Source organism: Streptomyces cinerochromogenes (assembly GCF_014648635.1).
Lineage (GTDB): Bacteria > Actinomycetota > Actinomycetes > Streptomycetales > Streptomycetaceae > Streptomyces > Streptomyces cinerochromogenes.
Genome location: NZ_BMRM01000030.1, coordinates 53,852 through 78,692 on the forward strand (window position 1 = coordinate 53,852; position 24,841 = coordinate 78,692).

Below are 24,841 nucleotides of genomic sequence, written 5' to 3' on the forward strand. Positions count from 1 at the left end.
TGAGCCGATGGGTGCCGATCGCACGTACGCGTACGGCGCCGCCGCCGGCGTCCTCGGCGACCTGCTCCTCGGCGATCCCCGCCGCGGGCATCCCGTCGCCGCTTTCGGCCGGGCGGCCGGGGCCGTGGAAGGCGCGTTGTGGCACGACCACCGCGGCTGGGGCGCCCTGCACACCACCGTGTGCGCCGGTGGCGCCGTCGCGCTCGGCGCACTTGCCGCACGCGCCGTACGCCCCTCCCCCACCGCCTCCGTCGCGCTGACCGCCGCCGCCACCTGGGCCGTCGTCGGCGGCACCTCGCTCGCCCGCGAGGCCCGTGCCGTCGGGCGCGCCCTGGAGGCCGGGGACGTCGAGGCCGCACGGGCCCGGCTGCCCCACCTGTGCGGCCGGGACCCGCAGGCGCTGGACGCCGACGGCATCGCCCGGGCCGTGGTCGAGTCGGTCGCCGAGAACACCTCGGACGCCGTCGTCGGCGCCCTCGTCTGGGGTGCCGTGGCGGGGGTCCCGGGGCTCCTCGGGTTCCGGGCGGTCAACACCCTGGACGCGATGGTGGGTCACAAGTCCCCCCGGCTGCGGCGCTTCGGCTGGGCCTCCGCCCGCCTCGACGACGTCGCCGGCTGGCCGGGGGCCCGGCTGACCGCCGTACTCGCCGCCGCGGCCGGACCCGATCCGCGCGGTGCCCTGCGCGCCTGGAGGACGGACGCGGGCAGGCACCCGAGCCCCAACGCCGGTCCCGTGGAGGCCTCCTTCGCGGGTGCCCTCGGCGTACGCCTGGGCGGGACGCTCTCCTACGGCGGCCGTACCGAGCACCGGCCCGTACTCAACGGCGCCGCCGGGCGGCCGGTCCGGGTCACCGACATCGACCGGGCCGTACGGCTCTCCCGCCGCGTCGGCCTGCTCGCCCTCGCCGGCACGCTCGCCGCACGCCGGCTGCTGAAAGGACGCGGGAAGTGAACGGTGGTCTCCTCGTCGCCGGCACCACCTCCGACGCCGGCAAGAGCGTCGTGACGGCCGGCATCTGCCGCTGGCTGGTACGCCAGGGGGTGAAGGTCGCGCCGTTCAAGGCGCAGAACATGTCGCTGAACTCGTTCGTCACCCGCGAGGGCGCGGAGATCGGGCGGGCGCAGGCGATGCAGGCGCAGGCCTGCCGGGTCGAGCCGACCGCGCTGATGAACCCGGTGCTGCTCAAGCCCGGCGGCGAGCAGAGCAGCCAGGTGGTGCTGCTCGGCAAGCCGGTGGGCGAGCTGAGCGCACGCGGGTACCACGGCGGGCGCCAGCAGCGGCTGCTGGGCACGGTGCTGGACTGCCTGGCCGAGTTGCGGGGCACGTATGACGCGGTGATCTGTGAGGGGGCGGGCAGTCCGGCCGAGATCAACCTCCGTCGGACGGACATCGTCAACATGGGCATCGCACGCAACGCGCGGCTGCCCGTGCTCGTCGTCGGCGACATCGACCGCGGGGGCGTCTTCGCGTCCTTCTTCGGCACCGTCGCCCTGCTCTCCCCGGAGGACCAGGAACTGGTCGCCGGGTTCCTGGTGAACAAGTTCCGGGGCGACGTCTCCCTGCTGGAGCCCGGGCTGGACATGCTCCGGGACCTCACCGGGCGGCGGACGTACGGCGTGCTGCCGTTCCGGCACGGGCTCGGCATCGACGAGGAGGACGGGCTGAGGGTGTCGCTGCGCGGCACCGTGCGGGAGTCCACGGTCGCTCCCCCGGTCGGCGAGGACGTGCTGCGGGTCGCCGTGTGCGCGATCCCGCTGATGTCCAACTTCACCGACGTGGACGCGCTGGCCGCCGAACCGGGTGTCGTGGTGCGGTTCGTGGACCGGCCGGAGGAGCTGGCGGACGCCGACCTCGTGGTGGTGCCGGGCACGCGCGGGACCGTGCGGGCGCTGGAGTGGCTGCGGGAGCGCGGGCTCGCGGACGCGCTCGTACGGCGGGCCGTCGAACAGCGCCCCGTCCTCGGCGTCTGCGGCGGCTTCCAGATCCTCGGCGAGCACATCGAGGACGAGGTCGAGTCCCGCGCCGGAGCCGTCCCGGGCCTCGGCGTGCTGCCCGTCCGGGTGCGCTTCGCCCGCGAGAAGACCCTCACCCGGCCCAGCGGCGAAGCCCTCGGCGAGCGGGTCGACGGCTACGAGATCCACCACGGCGTGGCCACCGTCGAGGGCGGCGAGCCCTTCCTGGACGGCTGCCGGGTCGGCCAGACCTGGGGCACCCACTGGCACGGCTCGCTGGAGTCGGACGGCTTCCGCCGGGCCTTCCTGCGCGAGGTGGCCGCCGCCGCGGGCCGCCGCTTCGTGCCCGCGCCGGACACTTCCTTCGCCGCGCTGCGCGAGGAGCAGCTCGACCGGCTCGGCGACCTCATCGAACAGCACGCGGACACGGACGCGCTGTGGCGGCTCATCGAGTCGGGCGCGCCGCAAGGACTGCCTTTCATTCCACCGGGAGCGCCCGCATGAGCACAGTGTTGTTGTTGTCGACCGCCGACACGGATCTGCTGGCGGCCCGGGCCTCCGGCGCCGGCTACCGCATCGGCAACCCCACCCGGGTCGACGTCGCCGGGGAACTGCCGGGCCTGGTCGAGGGCGCGGACCTCGCCGTCGTACGGCTGCTGGGCGGCAAGCGCGCCTGGGAGGACGGGCTGGCCGCGCTGAAGGCGTCCGGCATCCCGACCGTGCTGCTGGGCGGCGAGACCGTGCCGGACGCCGAGCTGATGGCGGAGTCGTCCGTACCGGCCGGTGTGGTCGCGGAGGCGCTGAAGTACCTGGTCGAGGGCGGCCCCGCGAACCTGCTGGAGCTGTCCCGGTTCCTGTCCGACACCGTGCTGCTGACCGGCGAGGGCTTCGAGGAGCCGCGGAAGATGCCGGAGTTCGGCGTGCACGGCGCGTACGAGGTCCGGGGCGGCCGGCCGACCGTGGGCGTGCTGTTCTACCGGGCGCACGAACTCAGCGGCAACACCGCCTTCGTGGACACCCTGTGCGAGGCGATCGAGGCACAGGGCGCCAACGCCCTTCCGGTGTACTGCGGTTCGCTGCGCGGGGCGGACGCCGGGCTGTACGAGCTGCTGGGCCGGGCCGACGCGCTGGTCGCCACCGTGCTCGCGGCCGGCGGCACGCACGCCTCGCAGGCCTCGGCGGGCGGCGACGAGGAGTCCTGGGACATCGGCGCGCTCGCCGACCTCGACGTCCCCGTGCTGCAGGGGCTGTGCCTCACCTCCTCGCGGGCCGCGTGGGAGGAGTCCGACGCCGCCCTGTCCCCGATGGACGCCGCGATGCAGGTGGCGATCCCGGAGTTCGACGGCCGGCTGATCACCGTCCCGTTCTCCTTCAAGGAGCAGGGCCCCGACGAGGTGCCGGTGTACGTCGCCGACCCCGAGCGGGCCGCCCGCGTCGCCGGGATCGCCGTCAGGCACGCCCGGCTGCGGCACAAGCCGAACGCCGAGAAGAAGGTCGCCCTGGTCTTCACCGCGTACCCGACCAAGCACTCCCGGGTCGGCAACGCGGTCGGCCTGGACACGCCCGCGTCGGCGGTACGGGTGCTGGACGCGCTGCGGGACGCCGGGTACGGGCTCACCGAGTACCCCTCCGGCGGCGACGAGCTGATCCACCGCCTCATCGAGGCCGGCGGCCACGACGTCGAGTGGCTGACCGAGGAGCAGCTGGCCGCGGCGCCCGCGCGGGTGCCGCTGGCCGACTACCGGGCGTGGTTCGAGAAGCTCGACCCCGGCCTCAGGGAAGCCATGCGGGAGGCGTGGGGCGAGCCGCCGGGCGGCCTCTACGTGGACGGCGACGACATCGTGCTGGCCAGCCTGCGGTTCGGGAACGTCGTCGTGATGATCCAGCCGCCGCGCGGCTTCGGCGAGAACCCGATCGCGATCTACCACGACCCGGACATGCCGCCCTCCCACCACTACATGGCGGCCTACCGCTGGCTGGAGGCCGCTCCATCGGAGGGGGGCTTCGGCGCGGACGCGATCGTGCACATGGGCAAGCACGGCACGATGGAGTGGCTGCCCGGCAAGGGCCTCGGCCTGTCGCGCGGCTGCGCCCCGGACGCCGTCCTCGGCGACCTGCCGCTCGTCTACCCGTTCATCGTCAACGACCCCGGCGAGGGCACGCAGGCCAAGCGGCGCGGGCACGCCACGGTGGTCGACCACCTGGTGCCGCCGATGGCGCGCGCCGACACCTACGGTGACCTGGCCAAGCTGGAGCAGCTGCTGGACGAGTACGCGCTCGTCTCCGACCTGGACCCGGCGAAGGCCCCGGCCGTCCGCGCCCAGATCTGGACGCTGGTGAAGGCGGCCGAGCTGCACCACGACCTGCACGTGGACGAGCAGCCGGACGACGACGCGTTCGACGAGTTCGTCATGCACATCGACGGCTATCTGTGCGAGATCAAGGACGTGCAGATCCGGGACGGCCTGCACATCCTCGGCGGCGGCCCGGTCGGCGAGCCCCGGGTGAACCTGGTGCTGGCCGTCCTGCGCGCCTCGCAGGTGTGGGGCGGCCGGGCGAACGCGCTGCCCGGTCTGCGGGCCTCGCTGGCGGCCCACTTCGGGCTGGAGGAGAAGGAGCTGCTGGCCGAGCCGGGCGCCCCGGTGAAGGTGCCGGTGGAGCTGACGGACCTGGTGGACGGCCCGTCCCGGACCGCTTCCGACGCGATCGACCTGCTGGAGCAGCTGTGCCGGCGGGTCGCGGAGGAGATGGAGGCGCGGGCGTGGGACCGCGCGGTCGTCCCGGCGGTCCTGCGGGGCGCGCTCGGCGCCGAACTCCCCGACGCGGTCGCCGTGCTGGAGTTCGCGTGCGACGAGGTCGTCCCGCGTCTGGCGCGGACCACCGACGAGATCGGGCACATCCTGCGGGCCCTGGACGGCGGCTACGTCCCGGCGGGTCCGTCGGGTTCCCCGACCCGGGGCCTGGTCAACGTCCTGCCGACGGGCCGGAACTTCTACTCGGTCGACCCCAAGGCCATTCCGTCCCGGCTCAGCTGGGAGGTCGGCCAGTCGCTGGCGGACTCCCTGGTCGCGCGCTATCTCCAGGACACCGGTGAGTACCCGAAGTCCGTGGGCCTGACGGTCTGGGGCACGTCCGCGATGCGCACCCAGGGCGACGACATCGCCGAGATCCTCGCGCTGCTGGGCTGCCGTCCGGTGTGGGACGAGGCCTCGCGGCGGGTGACGGGCTTCGAGGTGGTTCCCCTGGCGGAGCTGGGGCGCCCGCGCATCGACGTCACCGTCCGCATCTCCGGGTTTTTCCGGGACGCGTTCCCGCATGTGGTCGGTCTGATCGACGACGCGGTACGGGCGGTGGCGGAGCTGGAGGAGCCGGCCGACTCCAACTACGTGCGGGCGCACGTGGACGAGGACGCGGCCGAGCACGGCGACCGGCGGCGCGCGACGGCCCGTATCTTCGGTTCGAAGCCGGGCGCGTACGGCGCGGGTCTGCTGCCGCTGATCGACGCCCGGAACTGGCGCAGCGACGCGGACCTGGCCGAGGTGTACGCCGTCTGGGGCGGCTACGCCTACGGGCGCGGGCTCGACGGGCGGGCGGCGCGCGGGGACATGGAGACGGCGTTCCGGCGGATCGCGGTGGCGGCGAAGAACGTCGACACGCGTGAGCACGACCTGGTCGACGCCGACGACTACTTCCAGTACCACGGCGGCATGGTCGCCATGGTGCGGCACCTGACGGGCGCCAACCCCGAGGCGTACGTGGGCGATTCGGCCGTACCGGACCAGGTGAGGACGCGGACGCTCGGCGAGGAGACCCACCGGGTGTTCCGGGCCCGCGTGGTCAACCCGCGCTGGACGGCGGCCATGCGCCGGCACGGCTACAAGGGCGCCTTCGAGATGGCGGCGACCGTGGACTACCTGTTCGGCTACGACGCGACGGCGGGCGTGGTCGACGACTGGATGTACGAGAAGCTGAGCGCGGAGTACGTCTTCGACCCGGAGAACCGGGACTTCATGAAGAAGTCCAACCCATGGGCGCTGCGCGGCATCACCGAGCGTCTGCTGGAGGCGGCGGACCGCGGGCTGTGGGCGGAGCCGGACGCGGACACGCTGGAGCGGCTGCGCGCCACCTACCTGGAGCTGGAAGGCGACTTGGAGGGCGACCAGTGACCACCCCGTTCCCCTTTACGGCCGTCGTCGGCCAGGACGACCTGCGGCTCGCGCTGCTGCTGAACGCCGTGTCGCCGGCGGTCGGCGGTGTGCTGGTGCGCGGTGAGAAGGGCACCGCCAAGTCGACGGCGGTGCGGGCGCTGTCGGTGCTGCTGCCCGCGGTGGCCGTCGTGCCCGGGTGCCGGTTCTCGTGCGACCCGGCCTCGCCCGATCCCGCGTGCCCGGACGGTCCGCACGAGCCGGGCCGGGGCACCGAGCGGCCCGCGCGGATGGTCGAGCTGCCCGTCGGCGCCTCCGAGGACCGGCTGGTCGGCGCGCTGGACATCGAGCGGGCGCTCGCGGAGGGCGTGAAGGCCTTCGAGCCGGGCCTGCTGGCCGACGCGCACCGCGGGATCCTCTACGTCGACGAGGTCAACCTCCTCCACGACCACCTGGTCGACCTGCTGCTGGACGCGGCGGCGATGGGGGCCTCGTACGTGGAGCGCGAGGGCGTGTCCGTGCGGCACGCCTCGAAGTTCCTGCTCGTCGGCACCATGAACCCGGAAGAGGGCGAGCTGCGGCCCCAGCTGCTGGACCGGTTCGGGCTCACCGTGGAGGTCGCGGCCTCGCGGGAGCCGGAGCAGCGGGTGGAGGTCGTCCGGCGCCGGCTGGCGTACGACGACGACCCCGCCGCCTTCGCCGCCCGCTGGGCCGACGAGGAGGCCGCCGTGCGGCAGCGGATCGTCGCCGCGCGGGCGTTGCTGCCGTCGGTGCGGCTGGGCGACGGGGCGCTGAGGCAGATCGCGGCGACCTGTGCGGCCTTCGAGGTGGACGGGATGCGCGCCGACATCGTCATGGCGCGGACCGCCACCGCGCTGGCCGCGTGGGCGGGGCGGACCGATGTGCTCGCCGAGGACGTGCGGCAGGCGGCGCTGCTCGCGCTGCCGCACCGGCGGCGGCGGAACCCGTTCGACGCGCCGGGTCTGGACGAGGACAAGCTGGACGAGACGCTGGAGCAGTTCTCCGGGGACGATGGGAACGGCGGGGACGGCGGGAACGGCGGGGACGGCGGGGACGACGACGATCCCGGCCCGGACGGTCCCGGTGGCGGCGGCGGGCAGCCGCAGCCCGAGTCCGGTCCGCAGGGTGACGGGGGTGACGCCGCCCGGCCGGAGGCCGGTGAGGGCGGGCAGCCGCAGGCGTCCGGCGGGCAGCAGCAGTCGGCCGTGCGGGCCGCCGAGCCGTTCCGGACCAGGGTGCTGAGCGTGCCCGGCATCGGTGAGGGCGCGGCCGGTCGGCGGTCCCGGGCGCGGACCGAGCACGGGCGGACCACGGGGGCCCGGCGGCCCCAGGGGGCGCTGACCAAGCTGCACCTGGCGGCGACCGTGCAGGCCGCCGCGCCGCACCAGCGGGCGCGGGGGCGGTCCGGTCCCGGGCTGGTCGTGCGCCGGGACGATCTGCGGCAGGCCACCCGGGAGGGGCGCGAGGGGAACCTCGTGCTGTTCGTCGTGGACGCCTCCGGGTCGATGGCCGCGCGGCAGCGGATGAGCGCCGTGAAGGGGGCTGTGCTGTCGCTGCTGCTGGACGCGTACCAGCGGCGGGACAAGGTGGGGCTCGTGACGTTCCGGGGGGCGGCGGCCGAGGTCGCGCTGCCGCCGACGTCGTCCGTCGACGCCGCCGCCGTACGGCTGGAGTCGCTGCCCACCGGGGGGCGTACGCCGCTCGCGGCCGGGCTGCTCAAGGCGCACGAGGTGCTGCGGGTGGAGCGGCTGCGGGATCCGGCGCGGCGGCCGCTGGTGGTCGTGGTGACGGACGGGCGGGCCACCGGTGGTCCGGAGCCGCTGCTGCTCGCCTCCCGGGCCGCCGGGCTGTTCGCGGCCGGGCAGGTCGCCTCGGTGGTCGTGGACTGCGAGTCGGGGCCGGTGCGGCTGGGGCTGGCCGGGAAGCTCGCGGGTGAGCTGGGCGGTACGGCCGTGACGTTGGACGAGCTGCGGGCGGACTCGATCGCCGGGCTCGTGAAGGGGATTCAGGGCAGCAGGAGGGCCGCGTAATGCCGCAGGGACAGCCGAGTGTCGTACCGGACGACGGCCTGACGACCCGTCAGCGCCGCAACCGGCCGCTGGTCGTCGTGCACACGGGCGTCGGCAAGGGCAAGTCCACCGCCGCGTTCGGGCTCGCGCTGCGCGCCTGGAACCAGGGGTGGCCCATCGGGGTGTTCCAGTTCGTCAAGTCGGCGAAGTGGAAGGTCGGCGAGGAGAACGCGCTGCGGGTGCTCGGTGCCTCCGGCGAGGGCGGGACCGTCGACTGGCACAAGATGGGCGAGGGCTGGTCGTGGGTCCAGCGGGACGCCCAGATGGACAACGAGGAGAAGGCCCGCGAGGGCTGGGAGCAGGTCAAGCGGGACCTGGCCGCCGAGACGTACCGGCTGTACGTGCTGGACGAGTTCGCGTACCCGATGCACTGGGGCTGGGTCGACACCGACGAGGTCGTGGAGGTGCTGCGGAACCGGCCCGGTACCCAGCATGTCGTGATCACCGGGCGGAACGCGCCGGAGAAGCTGGTGGACCTCGCCGACCTCGTCACCGACATGTCCAAGGTCAAGCACCCCATGGACGTGGGGCAGAAGGGCCAGAAGGGCATCGAGTGGTGACTGCCGTTCCCCGGCTGGTCGTCGCCGCGCCCTCCTCGGGCAGCGGCAAGACCACCGTCGCCACGGGGCTGATGGCCGCGTTCGCCGCGCGGGGGCTCGCCGTGTCCCCGCACAAGGTCGGGCCGGACTACATCGACCCCGGGTACCACGCCCTCGCGACCGGGCGGGTGGGGCGCAACCTGGACGCGTACCTGTGCGGGCCGGAGCTGGTCGCTCCGCTGTTCCTGCACGGGGCGCGGGGGTGCGACCTGGCCGTGGTCGAGGGCGTGATGGGGCTGTACGACGGGGCCGGCGGCGAAGGCGAGCTGGCGTCCACCGCGCAGGTCGCCAAGCTGCTGGGGGCGCCGGTCGTGCTCGTCGTGGACGCGTCCTCGCAGTCGCGGTCGGTGGCGGCGCTGGTGCACGGGTTCGCGTCGTGGGACCCGCGGGTGCGGGTCGGAGGCGTGATCCTGAACAAGGTCGGGTCCGACCGGCACGAGGAACTTCTCCGGGAGGCGCTGGATTCGGCCGGGGTGCCCGTCCTCGGGGTGCTGCGACGGGTGGCCCAGGTGGAGACCCCGTCGCGGCACCTGGGGCTGGTCCCGGTCGCCGAACGGCGTTCCGCGGCGGTCGAAGCGGTGGCTTCGATGGCCGAGCAGGTGGTACGGGGGTGTGACCTTCAGGCGCTGGAGGCACTCGCCCGGAGTGCCGGTGCCCTCCCGGGGGACCCCGCCCCCTGGGACCCCGCCTCGCCCACCCACCAGCCGACTCGGTCCGCCGGGGAGCGAGCCCCCGTCGTCGCCGTCGCCGGCGGCCCCGCCTTCACCTTCTCCTACGCCGAGCACACCGAGCTGCTCACCGCCGCCGGTGCCGAGGTCGTCACCTTCGACCCGCTGCGGGACGCGCGACTGCCCGGGGGAACCGCCGGGCTGGTCATCGGAGGCGGCTTCCCGGAGGTGTACGCCGCCGAGCTGTCCGCCAACGCGCCGCTGCGCGAGGCCGTCGCCGCACTGGCCCTGTCCGGCGCCCCCGTGGCCGCCGAGTGTGCCGGGCTGCTCTACCTCTGCCGTGAGCTGGACGGGCAGCCCATGTGCGGGGTGCTGGACGCGACCGCGCGGATGTCCGATCGGCTGACCCTCGGCTACCGGGACGCCGTGGCCGTCGGCGACAGTGTGCTGGCGGCGGCCGGGACACGGATGCGGGGGCACGAGTTCCACCGCACCGTCGTCGAGCCGGGTGCCGGTGCCGCTCCCGCCTGGGGCGTGCGGGCTCCGGTCCGGCGGGTCGAGGGTTTCGTACAGCAGGGCGTGCACGCGAGTTATCTGCACACGCACTGGGCGTCCCGGCCCGGTGTCGCCCGTCGGTTCGTGGAGAGGTGCCGGACGTCATGAGCAGCAGGCTGGTCGGGGTCGGGGTCGGTCCCGGGGATCCGGAGCTGGTGACCGTGAAGGGGGTCAACGCGCTGCGGGCCGCCGATGTCGTCGTCGTCCCCGTCATGGACACGGGCGAGCGGGGGCGCGCCGAGGCGACCGTGTCGCACTACGTGACCCAGGACAAGATCGTCCGGGTGGTGTTCGCGCTGAACGAGCGGACGGACCGGGCGCGCCGGGAGGCCGCCTGGGACGCGGCGGGCGAGCGGGTCGCCGGGCTGCTCAGGGAGCACGGTGTGGTCGCCTTCGCCACCATCGGCGATCCCAATGTGTACTCGACGTTCACCTATCTCGCGCAGACCATCGCGGAGCTGGTGCCGGGTGTCGTCGTGGAGACGGTGCCGGGGATCACCGCCATGCAGGATCTCGCGGCGCGTTCGGGTGCCGTGCTGACCGAGGGGACCGAGCCGCTCACCCTCGTCCCGGTGACCGCCGGGTCGGCGGTGCTGAAGGAGGCGCTGGCCGGGCCGGGGACGGTGGTGGCGTACAAGTTCGGGCGGCAGGCCGCCGAGGTGGCCCGGGCGCTGCGGGAGACGGGGCGGATCGGGGACGCCGTGTGGGGGTCGGCGCTCGGGCTGCCGGAGGAGTCGGTGCGGCCGGCCGCCGAGCTGGACGGGGCCGCCCTGCCGTACCTGTCGACGCTGATCGCGCCCGCGCGGCGCGACGGCGGGCGGGGCGGGAAGCTGTGACGGCGTCCGCGTCAGCCGGTGACGCCGACCACCAGCCAGATGAACGCCGCGCCGGCGACCGTGCACAGCAGGGTCGAGCGGGCGGGGTGCTCGTGGTGGGCCTCGGGGAGGATCTCGGCCGCGGCGAGGTAGAGCAGGGCGCCGCCGAACAGGCCGAGATAGCCGCCGAGGAGGCCCTCGGGGATGGTGAGGAAGGAGGACGCGGCAGCTCCGGCGACGGGGGCGACGGCGTCCGCGAAGAGCATGGCGAGGGCCTTGCGGCGGGCGTTGCCGTAGAGGCTGGTGAGGGTGAAGGTGTTGAAGCCGTCCGCGAAGTCGTGGGCGATGACGGCGAGCGCCACCGCGGTACCCATGCCGCCGCCCACCTGGAAGGACGCGCCGATCGCCACACCGTCCATCAGGCTGTGGCCCACCATCGCCGCGGCCGCCGTGAGGCCCACCTCCGGCGCCCTGTGGTTGCGTTCGCCGGCGCCGTGGGCTGCACGGCGGGCCGCCAGCAGGCGTTCCACCAGGTGGGCGAGGAGGAAGCCGGCCACGAACAGCAGGAGCGCGGCCGGGACGCCGTAGACCTCGGTGCCCGCCGCCCGGAGGGCTTCCGGCAGCAGGTCCAGGCCGACCACGCCCAGCATCAGCCCGCCGGCCAGGCCCAGGACCAGGTGGCGGCGGTCGGTCACGCGCTGTGCCGTCCAGCCGCCGGCCAGCGTCATGAGGAACGCGCCGAGCGCGACGAAGACCGCCATAGCCCCTTGCTATCGGATCGACCCGCGTTCCCGCACGTCCGACAGCCACAACCGCAGTACTCGTAGGAGAGGACCGATTCCCATGGCCGATGCCACCACCGGCAAGGTGACCTTCGTCGGTGCCGGCCCCGGCGCCGCCGACCTGCTGACGTTCCGTGCCGCACGGGCCATCGCCGAGGCCGACGTCGTGATCTGGGCCGCGAGCCTGGTCCAGGCCGAGGTCCTCGAACACGCCCGCGAGGACGCCGAGGTCCTGGACTCGGCGACGATGTCGCTGGAGGACGTCGTCGCGGTCTACCGACGTGCGTTCGAGGAGGGGCTGCGGGTGGCCCGGATCCACTCCGGTGACCCGGCCCTGTGGGGCGGCACGCAGGAGCAGCTGGACCGCTGCCGGGAGATCGGTATCGCGACCGAGGTCGTGCCCGGGGTGTCCTCGTTCTCCGCGGTGGCCGCGCTGGCGCAGCGCGAGCTGACGATCCCGGAGGTCGCGCAGTCGGTGGTGCTGACCCGGCTGGGCGGCGGCAAGACCCCGATGCCTCCCGGTGAGGAGGTGCGCGAGTTCGCCCGTCACGGCACGACCATGGCGGTCTTCCTGTCGGCGGCCCGCAGCGGGCAGCTGGTGCGGGAGCTGCTGGAGGGCGGCTACCCCACGAACACGCCGGTCGTGGTCGCGTACCAGGCGACCTGGCCGGAGGAGCTGGTCGTGACGTGCACGATCGGCACGCTGGAGGAGACGGTCAAGGAGCACAAGCTCTGGAAGCACACGCTGTTCCTGGTCGGTCCGGCGCTGGACGCCCACGGGACGCGCTCGCACCTGTACCACCCGGGTCACTTCCACGGCTACCGCAAGGCCGATCCCGAGGCGCGGCGGGCGCTGCGCGAGCAGAGGGCGAAGAGTTGATCACGGTCGTCGGTACGGGGACCGGGGCTCCGGTGCCCGCGGACGTCCTCGCCGGGGCCGCGCTGGTGGTCGGCGGGCGGCGGCACCTGGACGCCGTACGGCTGCCGGAGGGGGCGGAGCGGGTGGTGCTCGGGCCGCTGGCTCCCGCCCTGGACACGGTGGCCGAGTACGTCGGCAAGGAGCTGCCGGTGGTCGTGCTGGCCTCCGGGGACCCGGGGTTCTTCGGGATCGTGCGGGTGCTGGCCGAGCGGTTCGGTCCCGGGCTGCTGGACGTGCGGCCGGGGGTGTCCTCGGTGGCCGCCGCCTTCGCCCGGATCGGGCTGCCCTGGGACGACGCGGTCGTGGTCAGCGCGCACGGCCGGGAGCTGCGGACGGCGGTGAACGTGTGCCGGGCCCGGCCGAAGGTGGCCGTGCTCACCGGACCGGGCGCCGGGCCCGCCGAGCTGGGGGCGGCGGTGCCGCCGGACCGGGTGCTGGTGGTGGCGAGCGCCCTCGGTGATCCGCGGCGGGAGCGCGTGGAGCGGGTGACGCCCGCGGAGGCGGCGGCCCGGGACTGGGGTACGGCGGTGAGCGTGGTGCTGTGCCTGGACGAGGCGCGGGCGCTCGGTGCGGTGCGGACGGTCGCCGGGGTGCCCGGGGCTCCGGCCGGGTGGGCGCTGGCGGAGGACGCGTTCGCGCACCGGGATTCGATGATCACCAAGTTCGAGGTGCGGGCGCTGGCCCTGGCCCGGCTGGGGCCGCGCCTCGGGGACCTGGTGTGGGACGTGGGCGCCGGCTCGGGTTCGGTCGCGGTGGAGTGCGCGCGGCTCGGCGCGGCCGTCGTCGCCGTGGAGAAGGCGGCCGACGGGGTCGAGCGGATCCGGGCCAACGCGCGCGCCCACGGCGTCGACGTGGACGTGGTGCACGGCTCGGCGCCGGGGGCCCTGGAGGATCTGGCCGGTGATCCGGACGCGGTGTTCGTCGGCGGCGGGGGCCGGGAGCTGCCCGCCGTGGTGGCCGCGTGTGCCCGGCGGGCGCGGCGGGCGGTCGTCGTGGCCGTGGCCGCGCTGGACCGGGTGCCGGCGGCCCGCGCGGCGCTGACCGGTGCCGGGTTCGCCTGCGACGGGGTGCTGTTGCAGGCCTCGCGGCTGGCGCCGCTGCCGGGTGACGTGACCCGGCTGGCGGCCACCAATCCTGTGTTTCTGCTGTGGGGCGTGAGAACCACGGCGCCTAGTGAAGGAGTAGTCCAGTGATCGGCCTGATTTCCGCCACCGCGGCGGGGGCGGCGGCGCGGGACCGGCTGGCCGCGGCCTGGCCGGAGCGTACGCGCGTCTACGAGGGTCCCGTCGGGGAGGCCGTGCGGGCCGCGTTCGCGGAGTGCGAGCAGGTGGTGTGCTTCCTGGCGACGGGGGCGGTGGTACGGCTGCTGGCGCCGCTGCTCGCCGGCAAGGCGGCCGACCCGGGTGTGGTGTGCGTGGACGAGGCCGGCCGGTTCGCGGTGTCGCTGCTCGGCGGGCACGGCGGCGGCGCCAACGAGCTGGCCCGTGAGGTCGGCGAGGTGCTCGGTGCCGAGCCGGTGGTGACGACCGCGACGGACTCGGCGGGGCTGCCCGGGCTGGACACGCTGGGCCTGCCGTACGAGGGCGCGGTCGCCGCGGTGTCCCGGGCGCTGCTGGACGGCGAACCGGTGGCGCTGGAGGCGGAGGTGGCGTGGCCGCTGCCGCCGCTGCCCGTCGCGGACCAGGGGTCGTACACGATCCGGGTCACCGACCGGGCCGTCCCGGCGGGCGAGCGGGAGGTGCTGCTCCGGCCTCCGTCGCTGGTGGTCGGGGTGGGCGCGTCGAAGGGGGCGCCGGCCGGGGAGGTCCTCGCGCTGGTCGAGGGGGCGCTGCGGGAGGCGGGGCTGTCGTCGGCGTCGGTCGCCGAGCTGGCCACCGTCGACGCCAAGGCGGAGGAGCCGGGCATCGTGGCGGCCGCCGAGCGGCTCGGGGTGCCCCTGGTGACGTACTCCGCCGAGGAGTTGGCGGCGGTCGAGGTGCCCAACCCGTCGGACGCGCCGCTCGCGGCCGTCGGCACCCCGTCGGTGGCGGAGGCCGCCGCGCTGGTCCGGGGCGGTGAACTCCTCGTCCCGAAGCGGAAGTCGGCGGGGCGGCCGGCCATGGCGACCTGTGCCGTCGTACGGCGGCCCGGGCGCGGGCGGCTCGCGGTGGTCGGGCTCGGGCCGGGCGCCCGGGACCTGCTCACCCCGCGGGCGGCGGCCGAGCTGCGGCGGGCCTCGGTACTGGTCGGGCTCGACCAGTACGTGGACCAGATCCGCGACCTGCTGCGGCCCGGCACCCGGGTGCTGGAGTCGGGGCTCGGCGCGGAGGAGGAGCGGGCCCGTACGGCGGTCGCACAGGCCCGCGAGGGGCACGCGGTCGCGCTGATCGGCAGCGGGGACGCGGGCGTGTACGCCATGGCCTCCCCCGCGCTCGCGGAGGCCTCCGACGACATCGACGTGGTCGGGGTGCCCGGGGTGACGGCCGCGCTGGCCGCCGGGGCGGTCCTGGGGGCGCCGCTGGGCCACGACCACGTGTCCATCAGCCTGTCCGACCTGCACACGCCGTGGGAGGTCATCGAGCGCCGGGTGCGCGCGGCGGCCGAGGCGGACCTCGTCGTCACCTTCTACAACCCGCGCTCCCGGGGCCGGGACTGGCAGCTGCCCAAGGCGCTCGCGATCCTCTCCGGGCACCGGGAGCCGACGACACCCGTCGGTGTCGTCCGCAACGCCTCCCGGCCGGACGAGTCGGCGCGGGTCACCACGCTCGCCGCGCTGGACCCGGCGACGGTCGACATGATGACGGTCGTGACCGTGGGCAACACGGCGACCCGTGAGATCGCGGGGCGCATGGTGACGCCGCGCGGCTACCGCTGGCAGGCGTCGCAGGAGGGGGCCGAGTGAACCGCGTCGTCCACCCGATCGAGCAGGAGTCCTACCGGCGGCTGCGCGCCCGCCTGGACACCTCGCACTTCCCGCCGCTGACCCGGGCGGTGGTGGAGCGGGTCATCCACTCCGCCGCCGACCTGGAGTACGCGACCGACCTCGTCATGGACGAGGGCGAGCTGGAGACGGCGCACGCGGCGCTGCACGCCGGGGCGCCGGTGGTCGTGGACGTCGAGATGGTGGCCGCCGGGATCACCCGGCGGGAGACCGTCTGCCGGCTGCGGGACGCCGTGGCCGGTCCGGGGCTGACCCGGTCGGCGCACGCGATCCGGCTCGCGTTCGAGCAGGTCGGTCCCGGCGCCCTCTGGGTGATCGGCAACGCGCCGACCGCGCTGGAGGAGCTGCTGACCCTGGACGCCGCCCCGGCCCTCGTCATCGGCCTGCCCGTCGGCTTCGTCGGCGCGGTCGAGTCCAAGGCCGCGTTGCGCGAGAGCGGGCTGCCCGCCGTGAGCAACGTGTCCGAGAAGGGCGGGTCGGCGGTCGCGTCCGCCGCGCTCAACGCCCTGCTGTACCACCCCGTTCCGCACTCCGAGGAGACCTCGTGACCACCCCGCCCGCCCTGCTCATCGCCGGACACGGCACCCGTGACGACGCCGGAGCCGAGGCGTTCCGCGACTTCGTCCGGGAGCTGGGGCGCCGCCACCCCGGGCTGCCCGTCGCCGGCGGCTTCATCGAACTGTCCCCGCCGCCGCTGGGCGAGGCCGTCACCGAGCTGGTCGAACAGGGCGTACGCCGGTTCGCCGCCGTGCCGCTGATGCTGGTGTCCGCCGGGCACGCCAAGGGCGACATCCCGGCGGCGCTGGCCCGCGAGAAGGAGCGGCACCCGGGCATCTCGTACACCTACGGCCGCCCGCTGGGCCCGCACCCGGCGCTGCTGAACGTGCTGGAGCGGCGGCTGGAGGAGGTGCTCGGCGACACGGACCGCTCGGAGGTGACGGTGCTGCTGGTCGGGCGCGGCTCGACCGACCCCGACGCCAACGCCGAGGTGTTCAAGGCGGCGCGGCTGCTGTGGGAGGGCCGTGGGTACGGCGGGGTGGAGACGGCGTTCGTGTCGCTCGCGGCGCCAGACGTGCCGAGCGGCCTGGACCGGTGCGCGGCGCTGGGGGCGCGGAGCATCGTCGTGCTCCCCTACTTCCTCTTCACCGGCATCCTGCCGGACCGGGTGCGGCAGCAGACCGGGGAGTGGGCGGCGGCGCACCCGGACCTGGACGTGCGGTCGGCGGACGTCATCGGGCCGGAGCCGGAGCTGCTGGACCTGGTGATGGAGCGGTACGAGGAGGCCGTCAAGGGTGATCTGCGCATGAACTGCGACTCGTGCGTGTACCGGATCGCGCTGCCGGGCTTCGAGGACAAGGTGGGACTGCCGCAGCAGCCGCACTTCCACCCGGACGACGACGGCCACCACCACGGGCACGGCCACCACCACGGCGGGCACTCGCACAGCCATGCGCACTGAGCCCTCCGCCGGGACCGGGCCCGATCTGCGGCACCACGGGGACGCCGAAGTGCGCGACGACGGGGCCGGGTTGGTCGACCTCGCCGTCAACGTCCGTGCGGACACGCCCCCCTCGTGGCTGCGGGAGGAGATCGCCGGTTCGCTGTCGTCCCTCGCGGCCTACCCGGACGGGCGGGCCGCGCGGGCGGCGGTGGCGGAGCGGCACGGGCTGCCGGTGGAGCGGGTGCTGCTGACGGCGGGGGCCGCGGAGGCGTTCGTGCTGCTCGCCCGCGCGCTGAAGGTCCGCCGGCCGGTCGTGGTGCACCCGCAGTTCACGGAGCCGGAGGCCGCGCTGCGGGACGCCGGGCACAGTGTGGACCGGGTGCTGCTGCGGGCGGAGGACGGGTTCCGGCTGGATCCGGCGGCCGTGCCGGAGGGCGCCGACCTGGTGGTGATCGGCAACCCCACCAATCCGACGTCGGTGCTGCATCCGGCGGACGCGATCGTCCGGCTCGCCCGTCCGGGCCGGACGCTGGTGGTGGACGAGGCGTTCATGGACGCGGTGCCCGGTGAGCGGGAGACGCTGGCCGGGCGGACCGACGTACCGGGTCTCGTGGTGCTGCGCAGCCTCACCAAGACCTGGGGGCTGGCCGGGCTGCGCATCGGCTATGTGCTGGCTCCCGCGGAGACCGTCGCCGAGCTGGAGCGGGCCCAGCCGCTGTGGCCGGTGTCGACGCCGGCGCTGGCGGCCGCGCGGGCCTGTGTGGCGCCGCGGGCGCTGGCCGAGGCGGGGCACGCGGCGCACCGCATCGCGGCGGACCGGGCGCATCTGCTGGCCGGGCTGGGTTCCCTCGCCCCCCTCGGGGTGCGGGTGGCTGAGCCCGCGGAGGGCCCGTTCGTGCTGGTGCGGATGCCGGGGGCGGCCGGGGTGCGGCGCCGGCTGCGCGACCTCGGCTACGCGGTGCGGCGGGGCGACACGTTCCCGGGGCTCGGCGAGGAGTGGGTGCGGGTCGCCGTCCGGGACCGGGAGACGGCCAACGGCTTCCTGAGGGCGCTGTCGGCCGCGCTCGCCGGCACCGACGCGGCGGACCGGGGGGCCGCTCCCCCCCCGGGGTGACCCGCGGGGCGGGGAGCGGCCGGGGCCGGTCAGTTCTTCCGGCGGCGGGCCATCACCACCGCTCCCCCGCCCGCCAGCAGCAGCGCGAGTGCGCCGCCCGCGATGTACGGGGTGGCCGGGCTGCCGCCCGTCTCCGCGAGGCCTGCCTCGGAGGTTCCGCCCTGGGGGCGGGGGCCGGCCGGGTCGTGGCGGGGAACCGGCTTTCCGGTGGGCGGGGCCATCGGGGAGTCGCAGGTGGCCCTGGCCAGGGTGACGGTGCCCTCCACGTCGGCCACGTTGAGCTTCAACGGATTGACGGAGACCTTGAGTTCGAGGGCGGTCGCGGCGGCCGTACGGGTCGTGGTGCGCCGCTGGGAGAGGTCGAGGCGGACCTCGCCGACGCCGGGGACCTTCACCTCGGCCGGGCCGCCGGCGGTCAGGGTGACGCGCTTGCCGAGGACGGTGACGGCGCCGAGGACGTTCGCGGAGGCGGCCGGTGCCCGGCCGGCCTCGCAGGTCGCCTTGGCGGTGATCGCGTCGGCCTCGACGAGGGACAGCAGGGGCAGGCCGGGGACGTGCAGCCTGGCGTGGGCGACGCGGACCGAGCCCTCGGCGCGCCGCGCGGTCACCGTGGCCTTCGCCTCGGCGACGTCCGCGCCGAGCACGGTGAACGGCCGGCCGCCGTTCACGCCGTCGAGCCGGGCGGACAGGGCCGTCCGGTCGGCGCTCCGAGGGGCCTGGACCTCGTTGAGGGAGACCGCGAGCGGGACGTTCACGGTCTTGTCGAGCAGGGACACGTCGAGCCCGGTGCGCAGCACGACGGCGGAGGCGCGACCGTGTTCGTCGGTCGCGTGCGCGGCGCCCGCGCCCCCCAGGACCACGGGCGCCGAGGCGAGGGCCGTCGCCGTCGCGAGCGCGGCGAGACGGCGTGCGGGCATGCGGAAGTTGTTGCTGTTCAAGGCGGTGGGACCCCCAGACGGGACAAGCTTGGGACCCGTCAACCTTGTCCCCACTGTGGGTGAACGGTCAGCGTTCCCGGGTCACTTCACCCAAACGTGGATCCATCGCTCGCCGATTCGAATGGGGGGCGTGCCGCGCGCACACCTACTCGACGACCCGGCCGTTCAGCACCACCCGCCGCGGCGCCGCCAGCACCCGTACGTCGGCCCGCGGATCGGCCTCGTAGACCACGAGGTCGGCCGGGGCGCCCTCCTCCAGGCCGGGCCGGCCGAGCCAGGCGCGGGCGGCCCAGCTGCCGGCGGCGAGGGCGTCGACCGGCGGGATGCCGGCGGTGACCAGCTCGGCGACCTCCTCGGCGACGAGCCCGTGGGCCAGTGAGCCGCCGGCGTCCGTGCCGACGAAGACCGGGATGCCGGCGTCGTAGGCGGCGCGGACGGTGTCGTAGCGCCGCTCGTGCAGCCGGCGCATATGGGCGGACCACTGCGGGAACTTCTTGTCGCCGCCGTCGGCGAGCCGGGGGAAGGTGGCGATGTTGACGAGGGTCGGGACGATCGCGACGCCCCGCTCGGCGAACAGCGGAATCAGGTCCTCGGTGAGGCCGGTCGCGTGCTCGATGCAGTCGATCCCGGCTTCGACCAGGTCGCGCAGGGAGTTCTCGGCGAAGCAGTGGGCGGTGACGCGGGCGCCGAGCCGGTGGGCCTCGGCGATGGCCGCCTCCACGGCCTCGCGCGGCCAGCAGGGCGCCAGGTCGCCGAGGTCGCGGTCGATCCAGTCGCCGACCAGCTTGACCCAGCCGTCGCCGCGCCGGGCTTCCCGGGCGACGTGGGCGACGAGGTCGTCCGGCTCGATCTCCCAGGCGTAGTTGCGGATGTAGCGGCGGGTGCGGGCGATGTGCCGGCCCGCCCGGATGATCTTCGGCAGGTCGGCCCGGTCGTCGATCCAGCGGGTGTCGGAGGGCGAGCCCGCGTCGCGGATCAGCAGGGTGCCCGCGTCCCGGTCGGTGAGCGCCTGCTTCTCGGCGGTGCCCGCGTCGACCGGGCCGTGCGCGTCGAGGCCGACATGGCAGTGCGCGTCGACCAGGCCGGGCAGCGCCCAGCCCGTGACGGTCCGCACGTCGCGGGCGCCGGCGGGGCGGTCGTAGGAGATCCGGCCCCCTACGACCCACAGCTCGTCGCGGACGTCGTCCGGCCCCGCCAGGACCCGGCCCTTCACGTGCAGCACGGCACCATCGCTCATGCACCGCACCTTAACGACCTACGGCTCGGACTTCCCCACCTGGTCGGAGATCTCCTCCTCCACCTCGGCCATCGCCGGGTCGAGCAGGCGGGACAGGAAGTGCCGGGTGCGCTCGTGCTGCGGGTCGCCGATCACCCGCTCCGGGCTGCCGTCCTCGACGATCACGCCGCCGTCCATGAAGACGACCCGGTCGGCGACCTCGCGGGCGAAGGTCATCTCGTGGGTGACGACCATCATCGTCATGCCCTCCCGCGCGAGCCTGCGCATGACGGCGAGGACGTCGCCGACCAGCTCCGGGTCGAGCGCGGAGGTCGGCTCGTCGAAGAGCATCACCTCGGGGCCCATGGCGAGCGCGCGGGCGATGGCGACGCGCTGCTGCTGGCCGCCGGAGAGGGAGGACGGGTAGGCGTCCGCCTTCTCGGAGAGGCCGACGCGGGCGAGGTTCTCGGCGGCGACGCGCGCGGCCGTCTCCTTGTCCCGGCCGAGGACCCGGCGCTGGGGCAGCGTGAGGTTCCCGGTGACGTCCAGGTGCGGGAAGAGGTTGAACTGCTGGAAGACCATGCCGATGCGGCGGCGTACGGCGTCGATGTCGACGTCGGGGTCGGTCACCTCGGTGCCGCCGACGAAGACCTGCCCCTTGCTGGGTTCCTCCAGCAGGTTCACGCAGCGCAGCAGCGTCGACTTGCCCGAGCCGGAGGGGCCGATGACGCAGACGACCTCGCCCTGGCCGATCTCCAGGTCGATGCCGCGCAGCACCTCGTTGTCGCCGAAGGACTTGTGCAGTCCGCGGACCTCGATCTCCGGGCGGCTCACCGGATCGCCTCCTGGGCCTTGGATTCCATACGGCGGACGACGAAGCTGAGCGGGATGGTGACCAGCAGGTAGCACAGGCCCGCGACCAGGATCGGCGTGGAGTTGGCGGTGGTGCTGGCGAGGTCGCGGCCGAACTTGGACAGTTCCCGCTCCTCCAGGGTGACACCGAGGAACAGCACCAGCGAGGAGTCCTTGAAGAGCAGGACGAGTTCGTTGGTGAGCGGCGGCAGGATGATCCGGAAGGCCTGCGGGACGATGATGGAGACCATGGCCTTCGCGGGCGAGAAGCCGAGCGAGCGGGCCGCCTCCATCTGTCCCTTGGGCACCGCCTGGATGCCGGCGCGGATGGTCTCCGCCATGTACGCGGCCGAGACCAGGCCGAGCGCGAGGGCGACCTTGCCGTAGGTGCCGCCCGGGATCTCCGTGCCCGGGAAGGCGAGCGGGACGGCCACACCGACGAAGATGAAGATCAGCAGGGCGGGCAGGCCCCGGAAGATCTCGATGTAGACGCCGGCCAGCCAGCGGTAGGGGCCCACGGAGGACAGCCGCATCAGCGCGATGACCATGCCGAGGACGAGGCCGACGACGAAGCCGGACAGCGTGTAGAGCACGGTGTTCTTCAGCGCCAGCGTGATGACGTCCGGGAACATCTGCCGGGCGATGTCGGCCTGGGCGAACTGGTTCTGCAGCCGGCCCCAGTCCGCCGTGACCGCGAAGGCGATCACGGCGGCGACGAAGACGGCGTACTGCGCGCCCTGCGACACCCTGCGCTTCTGGCGCCGGGTCAGTCCCTTTTTCTTCGGCTGGAGGGTGGTGGCGTCCGTATCGGTCATGAGGCGGCGGGAGAGGCGACGGAGGCGTCGTACGGGCCGATCCACTGCTCGTAGATCTTCTTGTAGGTGCCGTCGGCCTTGGCGGTCTTGAGCGCCTTGTTGATGGCGTCGAGCAGCGCCTTGTTGCCCTTCTTGACGGTGAAGCCGTACTGCTCACCGGTCTTGAGGTTGTCGACCACCTTGAACTTGTCCGCGTTGGCCTTGTCCTTCAGCCAGCCCTGGACGACCGGGAAGTCGATGACGACGGCCTGGACCTGGCCGGTGCGCAGGCCGTTGAGGACGGCGTCGGAGGACTCGAAGGAGATCGGGTCGTAGCCCTTGCCCTTGACGTAGTCCTCGCCGGTGGTCTGCGCCTGGGCGCCGAGCTTCTTGCCCTTGGCCTTGACGTCGGCGAGCGAGTTGATCCCGCTGCTCTTGTCGACGAGGACGGCCTGGGTGGCCTCGAAGTACGGGTCGGAGAAGTCGACGTTCTTCTTGCGCTCGTCGGTGATGGTCATGCCGGCGGCGGCCAGGTCGCACTCGCCCGAGTTCAGGAAGGCGCCGGTCTTGAAGTTCTCGAAGGGCGTGTCGAGGATCTGCTGCTTGACGCCGAGGTCCTTGGCGACGAGGTCGATCAGGGAGACGTCGAAGCCCTGCACCTTGCCGTTGATCTCCGACTGGAACGGCGGGTAGGGCAGGTGGGTGCAGGTGGTCAGCTGACCGGCCTTGGCGAGGTGGACACCCTTGACGGTGGTCTTGCCGCTCCCCGAGTCGCTGGAGGAGCAGCCGGCCACGACGAGCACGAGTGCGGCGGTCGCGGTGGTGGCGGCCAGAAGGCGGGTCCGGCGCCCTGCGAGCGTTTTCATGGGGAGATCTCCTGAGCGGGAACTGTGGCTTCCGATTATAAGGAAGGGTTTGAGTCTCTCAAATCAAACCGATGGTTACGAAGGCTTTCGACCTAAGATCGGTGAAGTCGACCTTCCCGACCCAGCCCCGAGAGCGAAGAGAGCGCCGCCGTGACCCACCCCTTCCTCGACCTGCCCCCGCTGAGTGCCGAGCGCTTCGCCGCCATCGAGGACGGCGTGGCCCGGCTGCTGGACACCCGGCAGGACGTCCTGGTCACCCAGGGCGAGGCGCTGCTGCCGCTGGAGGGCGCGATCCGCGCGGCGGCCGGCCCGGGCACCGTGGCCCTGAACGTGATCACGGGCCCGTACGGCCAGACCTTCGGCAACTGGCTGCGGGACGCCGGCGCCACGGTGTACGACCTCTCCGTCCCGTTCCACACGGCGGTGACCGCCGGGCAGGTCCGGGAGGCGTTCGCCGCCCACCCGGAGATCGACTTCGTGTCGCTGGTGCACGCCGAGGCGGCGACCGGCAACACCAACCCGGTCGCGGAGATCGGTGAGGCGGTCCGGGAGCAGGGCGCGCTCTTCTACCTGGACGCGGTGGCCTCGGTGGGCGCGGAGCCGGTGCTGCCGGACGCGTGGGGCGTGGACCTGTGCGTGATCGGGGCGCAGAAGGCGATGGGCGGCCCGGCGGGGGTGTCGGCGATCTCGGTGAGCGAGCGGGCGTGGGCCCGGATGGCCGCCAACCCGAGCGCCCCGCGCCGCTCCTACCTCTCCCTGCTGGACTGGAAGGAGCGCTGGATCGACGCCGGCCGCACAGCGCTGCCGCACGCTCCGGCGCAGCTGGAGATGCTCGCCCTTCAGGCCTGCCTGGAGCGGATCGAGTCGGACGGCCTGGAGACGGTGATGGCCCGGCACCGGCGCGCCGCGCTGGCGACGCGGGCCGGCGCGGTGGCGCTGGGCGGGGGCCTGGAGTCGTACGTGCATGAGGAGCGGGACGCGGCGCCGGTCGCCACGACCCTGCGGGTGCCGTCCGGGGTGGTGGCCGCGGAGCTGGTGGCCCGCGCCCTGGCGGCCGATCCGGTGCTGCCGCTGGCGGCCGGCGGCGGCGCGCTGGCGAGGGAGATGATCCGCGTCAACCACTACGGCCCCGACGCGACCCCGGGTGCGGTGCTCGGCTGTCTGGCGGCGCTGGGCGCGGCACTCGCGGAGCAGGGCCTGCCGGTGGACCCGGAGGCCGCCCGCCGGGCGGTGGAGAAGGTCTGGCAGTAGCCGGCCCCGGTCCGCCCGCTCCCCCACTCGAATCCCCTTCTCTCCGTCCCCTGTAAATCCCCTTCCCATTCAATTCACTTTCACAATTCCCGCCAATTTACCGGACGATAGCTTCCCGTCTTCTTCTGCCCCCTTTTTGCAGAGCTAAACAGGGGACTTTGCAGGCGGGTTTCCGGCGGTTTCCGGGCTGTGACACAATCCACAGCGACGGCGATTTGCCCTGATTTATCGCAGGACATTACGGACATTCCGTTGAGGCGACGAGTGGCCCCGGGAACCACTCCCGTGCATTTTCGAATTCGCCTCGCTAAATTCGTGCCGCATGACTGCCGCATCCGCAGACCTGCTCATCGAACGGCCGGCACCGACCGACGGGGCCGCGCTCTGGCGTCTCGCCAAGGACTCGAAAACCCTCGACCTGAACTCGTCCTACAGCTATGTGCTGTGGTGCCGGGACTTCGCCGCCACCTCCGCGGTGGCACGCGGGGCGGACGGGGAGCCGGTCGGCTTCGTCACCGGATACCTGCGGCCGGACCGGCCCCGCACCCTGCTCGTCTGGCAGGTGGCCGTCGACCCCGCCCACCGGGGCCGCGGCATCGCCGCCAGGCTGCTGGACGGGCTGGCCGCCCGGCTCACCGCCGAACGCGGGATCACCGAGCTGGAGACCACCATCACGCCCGGCAACACCGCCTCCGAGCGGCTGTTCACCGCGTTCGCCGAGCGGCACGGCGCACGGGTGGGCCGCGAGCTGCTGTTCCCCGCCGACCTGTTCCCGGACGGCCCGCACGACCCCGAAGTCCTCTACCGCATCGGCCCGCTGACCGCGTCCACCGCCCACTGAGGAGCGATTCACCGTGACCATCACCCAGCCCGACCTCAGCGTCTTCGAGACCCTGGAGTCCGAGGTGCGCAGCTACTGCCGT

Annotated in this window: 21 protein-coding genes; 15 read left to right on the forward strand and 6 right to left on the reverse strand. The window is 74.1% G+C overall.

The genetic code is table 11. The features are described 5' to 3' along the window. Positions 1 to 7: 7 nt before the first annotated feature. Genes IEZ20_RS36955 through cobI form a run of 7 tightly spaced genes read left to right on the forward strand, consistent with a single transcriptional unit; the run spans position 8 to position 10,846 of the window. Positions 8 to 952, forward strand: coding sequence for a cobalamin biosynthesis protein (locus IEZ20_RS36955; RefSeq protein ID WP_189307052.1), 945 nt, complete (start codon positions 8 to 10; stop codon positions 950 to 952). Then, positions 949 to 2,457: a cobyric acid synthase gene (locus IEZ20_RS36960; protein ID WP_189307054.1), complete on the forward strand. Its 1,509-nt coding sequence runs from the start codon at positions 949 to 951 to the stop codon at positions 2,455 to 2,457. Before IEZ20_RS36955 ends, IEZ20_RS36960 begins: the two co-directional genes overlap by 4 nt. Further along, entirely contained in the window at positions 2,454 to 6,119 is a 3,666-nt protein-coding gene (gene cobN / locus IEZ20_RS36965; protein WP_189307056.1) for a cobaltochelatase subunit CobN, read from the forward strand. The genes IEZ20_RS36960 and cobN overlap by 4 nt, the downstream gene beginning before the upstream one ends. Further along, complete coding sequence (locus IEZ20_RS36970; RefSeq protein WP_189307058.1) at positions 6,116 to 8,149, forward strand: putative cobaltochelatase; 2,034 nt, start codon at positions 6,116 to 6,118, stop codon at positions 8,147 to 8,149. Before cobN ends, IEZ20_RS36970 begins: the two co-directional genes overlap by 4 nt. Then, positions 8,149 to 8,748 (forward strand): cob(I)yrinic acid a,c-diamide adenosyltransferase, encoded by a 600-nt coding sequence (cobO, locus tag IEZ20_RS36975; protein ID WP_189307060.1) that lies wholly within the window; start codon positions 8,149 to 8,151, stop codon positions 8,746 to 8,748. The genes IEZ20_RS36970 and cobO overlap by 1 nt, the downstream gene beginning before the upstream one ends. After that, positions 8,742 to 10,118 carry a cobyrinic acid a,c-diamide synthase CobB gene (locus IEZ20_RS36980; protein ID WP_189307062.1) on the forward strand — a complete coding sequence of 459 codons (1,377 nt, stop codon included), beginning with the start codon at positions 8,742 to 8,744 and terminating at the stop codon, positions 10,116 to 10,118. The genes cobO and IEZ20_RS36980 overlap by 7 nt, the downstream gene beginning before the upstream one ends. Further along, on the forward strand, positions 10,115 to 10,846 hold the full coding sequence (cobI, locus tag IEZ20_RS36985; protein ID WP_189307064.1) for a precorrin-2 C(20)-methyltransferase: 732 nt from the start codon (positions 10,115 to 10,117) through the stop codon (positions 10,844 to 10,846). Before IEZ20_RS36980 ends, cobI begins: the two co-directional genes overlap by 4 nt. An 11-nt stretch (positions 10,847 to 10,857) precedes the next feature. On the opposite strand, the gene IEZ20_RS36990 is transcribed toward cobI, so the two are convergent. Next, on the reverse strand, positions 10,858 to 11,586 hold the full coding sequence (locus IEZ20_RS36990) for a ZIP family metal transporter (protein ID WP_189307066.1): 729 nt from the start codon (positions 11,584 to 11,586) through the stop codon (positions 10,858 to 10,860). An 82-nt stretch (positions 11,587 to 11,668) separates the two neighbouring features. On the opposite strand from IEZ20_RS36990, the gene cobM reads away from it, so the two are divergent. The 6 genes from cobM to cobC are packed head-to-tail and all read left to right on the forward strand — an operon-like array spanning position 11,669 to position 18,001. Further along, positions 11,669 to 12,487 carry a precorrin-4 C(11)-methyltransferase gene (cobM, locus tag IEZ20_RS36995; RefSeq protein WP_189307068.1) on the forward strand — a complete coding sequence of 273 codons (819 nt, stop codon included), beginning with the start codon at positions 11,669 to 11,671 and terminating at the stop codon, positions 12,485 to 12,487. Next, entirely contained in the window at positions 12,484 to 13,719 is a 1,236-nt protein-coding gene (cbiE, locus tag IEZ20_RS37000; RefSeq protein WP_189307070.1) for a precorrin-6y C5,15-methyltransferase (decarboxylating) subunit CbiE, read from the forward strand. Before cobM ends, cbiE begins: the two co-directional genes overlap by 4 nt. Then, entirely contained in the window at positions 13,716 to 15,407 is a 1,692-nt protein-coding gene (cobJ, locus tag IEZ20_RS37005) for a precorrin-3B C(17)-methyltransferase (RefSeq protein WP_189307072.1), read from the forward strand. The genes cbiE and cobJ overlap by 4 nt, the downstream gene beginning before the upstream one ends. Continuing rightward, positions 15,404 to 15,994: a precorrin-8X methylmutase gene (locus IEZ20_RS37010; protein ID WP_189307074.1), complete on the forward strand. Its 591-nt coding sequence runs from the start codon at positions 15,404 to 15,406 to the stop codon at positions 15,992 to 15,994. The genes cobJ and IEZ20_RS37010 overlap by 4 nt, the downstream gene beginning before the upstream one ends. Further along, on the forward strand, positions 15,991 to 16,905 hold the full coding sequence (locus tag IEZ20_RS37015) for a sirohydrochlorin chelatase (protein ID WP_189307076.1): 915 nt from the start codon (positions 15,991 to 15,993) through the stop codon (positions 16,903 to 16,905). The genes IEZ20_RS37010 and IEZ20_RS37015 overlap by 4 nt, the downstream gene beginning before the upstream one ends. Next, entirely contained in the window at positions 16,895 to 18,001 is a 1,107-nt protein-coding gene (gene cobC, locus IEZ20_RS37020; protein ID WP_189307078.1) for an Rv2231c family histidinol phosphate aminotransferase CobC, read from the forward strand. The genes IEZ20_RS37015 and cobC overlap by 11 nt, the downstream gene beginning before the upstream one ends. A 29-nt stretch (positions 18,002 to 18,030) precedes the next feature. Here cobC and IEZ20_RS37025 read toward each other — a convergent pair whose 3' ends face one another. The 5 genes from IEZ20_RS37025 to IEZ20_RS37045 form a co-directional block, all read right to left on the reverse strand. Next, positions 18,031 to 18,939, reverse strand: coding sequence for an SCO1860 family LAETG-anchored protein (locus IEZ20_RS37025; RefSeq protein WP_189307080.1), 909 nt, complete (start codon positions 18,937 to 18,939; stop codon positions 18,031 to 18,033). Positions 18,940 to 19,084: 145 nt separating this feature from the next. Further along, entirely contained in the window at positions 19,085 to 20,176 is a 1,092-nt protein-coding gene (locus IEZ20_RS37030) for an amidohydrolase family protein (RefSeq protein WP_189307082.1), read from the reverse strand. A gap of 18 nt (positions 20,177 to 20,194) precedes the next feature. Continuing rightward, positions 20,195 to 20,989 carry an amino acid ABC transporter ATP-binding protein gene (locus tag IEZ20_RS37035; protein WP_189307085.1) on the reverse strand — a complete coding sequence of 265 codons (795 nt, stop codon included), beginning with the start codon at positions 20,987 to 20,989 and terminating at the stop codon, positions 20,195 to 20,197. Next, positions 20,986 to 21,822, reverse strand: coding sequence for an amino acid ABC transporter permease (locus IEZ20_RS37040; RefSeq protein ID WP_189307087.1), 837 nt, complete (start codon positions 21,820 to 21,822; stop codon positions 20,986 to 20,988). The genes IEZ20_RS37035 and IEZ20_RS37040 overlap by 4 nt, the downstream gene beginning before the upstream one ends. Next, on the reverse strand, positions 21,819 to 22,667 hold the full coding sequence (locus IEZ20_RS37045) for a transporter substrate-binding domain-containing protein (protein ID WP_189307089.1): 849 nt from the start codon (positions 22,665 to 22,667) through the stop codon (positions 21,819 to 21,821). The genes IEZ20_RS37040 and IEZ20_RS37045 overlap by 4 nt, the downstream gene beginning before the upstream one ends. Positions 22,668 to 22,817: 150 nt before the next feature. Here IEZ20_RS37045 and IEZ20_RS37050 point away from each other — a divergent pair, with 150 nt between their 5' ends. Together IEZ20_RS37050 and ectA are read left to right on the forward strand one after the other, a co-directional pair. Next, a complete protein-coding gene (locus tag IEZ20_RS37050; protein ID WP_189307091.1) occupies positions 22,818 to 23,918 on the forward strand; it encodes a pyridoxal-phosphate-dependent aminotransferase family protein in 1,101 nt (366 codons plus the stop codon). Positions 23,919 to 24,240: 322 nt separating this feature from the next. Further along, positions 24,241 to 24,759, forward strand: coding sequence for a diaminobutyrate acetyltransferase (ectA, locus tag IEZ20_RS37055; RefSeq protein ID WP_189307092.1), 519 nt, complete (start codon positions 24,241 to 24,243; stop codon positions 24,757 to 24,759). Positions 24,760 to 24,841 lie beyond the last annotated feature (82 nt).

What these genes read in the sequence shown, in the direction of transcription:
- IEZ20_RS36990 (WP_189307066.1), bottom strand. Translation starts at nt 11,586, where the DNA reads ATGGCGGTCTTCGTCGCGCTCGGCGCGTTCCTCATGACGCTGGCCGGC.
- IEZ20_RS36955 (WP_189307052.1), top strand. Translation starts at nt 8, where the DNA reads ATGGGTGCCGATCGCACGTACGCGTACGGCGCCGCCGCCGGCGTCCTC.
- cobN (WP_189307056.1), top strand. Translation starts at nt 2,454, where the DNA reads ATGAGCACAGTGTTGTTGTTGTCGACCGCCGACACGGATCTGCTGGCG.
- cobO (WP_189307060.1), top strand. Translation starts at nt 8,149, where the DNA reads ATGCCGCAGGGACAGCCGAGTGTCGTACCGGACGACGGCCTGACGACC.
- IEZ20_RS37040 (WP_189307087.1), bottom strand. Translation starts at nt 21,822, where the DNA reads ATGACCGATACGGACGCCACCACCCTCCAGCCGAAGAAAAAGGGACTG.
- ectA (WP_189307092.1), top strand. Translation starts at nt 24,241, where the DNA reads ATGACTGCCGCATCCGCAGACCTGCTCATCGAACGGCCGGCACCGACC.
- cobI (WP_189307064.1), top strand. Translation starts at nt 10,115, where the DNA reads ATGAGCAGCAGGCTGGTCGGGGTCGGGGTCGGTCCCGGGGATCCGGAG.
- cobC (WP_189307078.1), top strand. Translation starts at nt 16,895, where the DNA reads ATGCGCACTGAGCCCTCCGCCGGGACCGGGCCCGATCTGCGGCACCAC.
- IEZ20_RS37030 (WP_189307082.1), bottom strand. Translation starts at nt 20,176, where the DNA reads ATGAGCGATGGTGCCGTGCTGCACGTGAAGGGCCGGGTCCTGGCGGGG.
- IEZ20_RS37045 (WP_189307089.1), bottom strand. Translation starts at nt 22,667, where the DNA reads ATGAAAACGCTCGCAGGGCGCCGGACCCGCCTTCTGGCCGCCACCACC.
- cobM (WP_189307068.1), top strand. Translation starts at nt 11,669, where the DNA reads ATGGCCGATGCCACCACCGGCAAGGTGACCTTCGTCGGTGCCGGCCCC.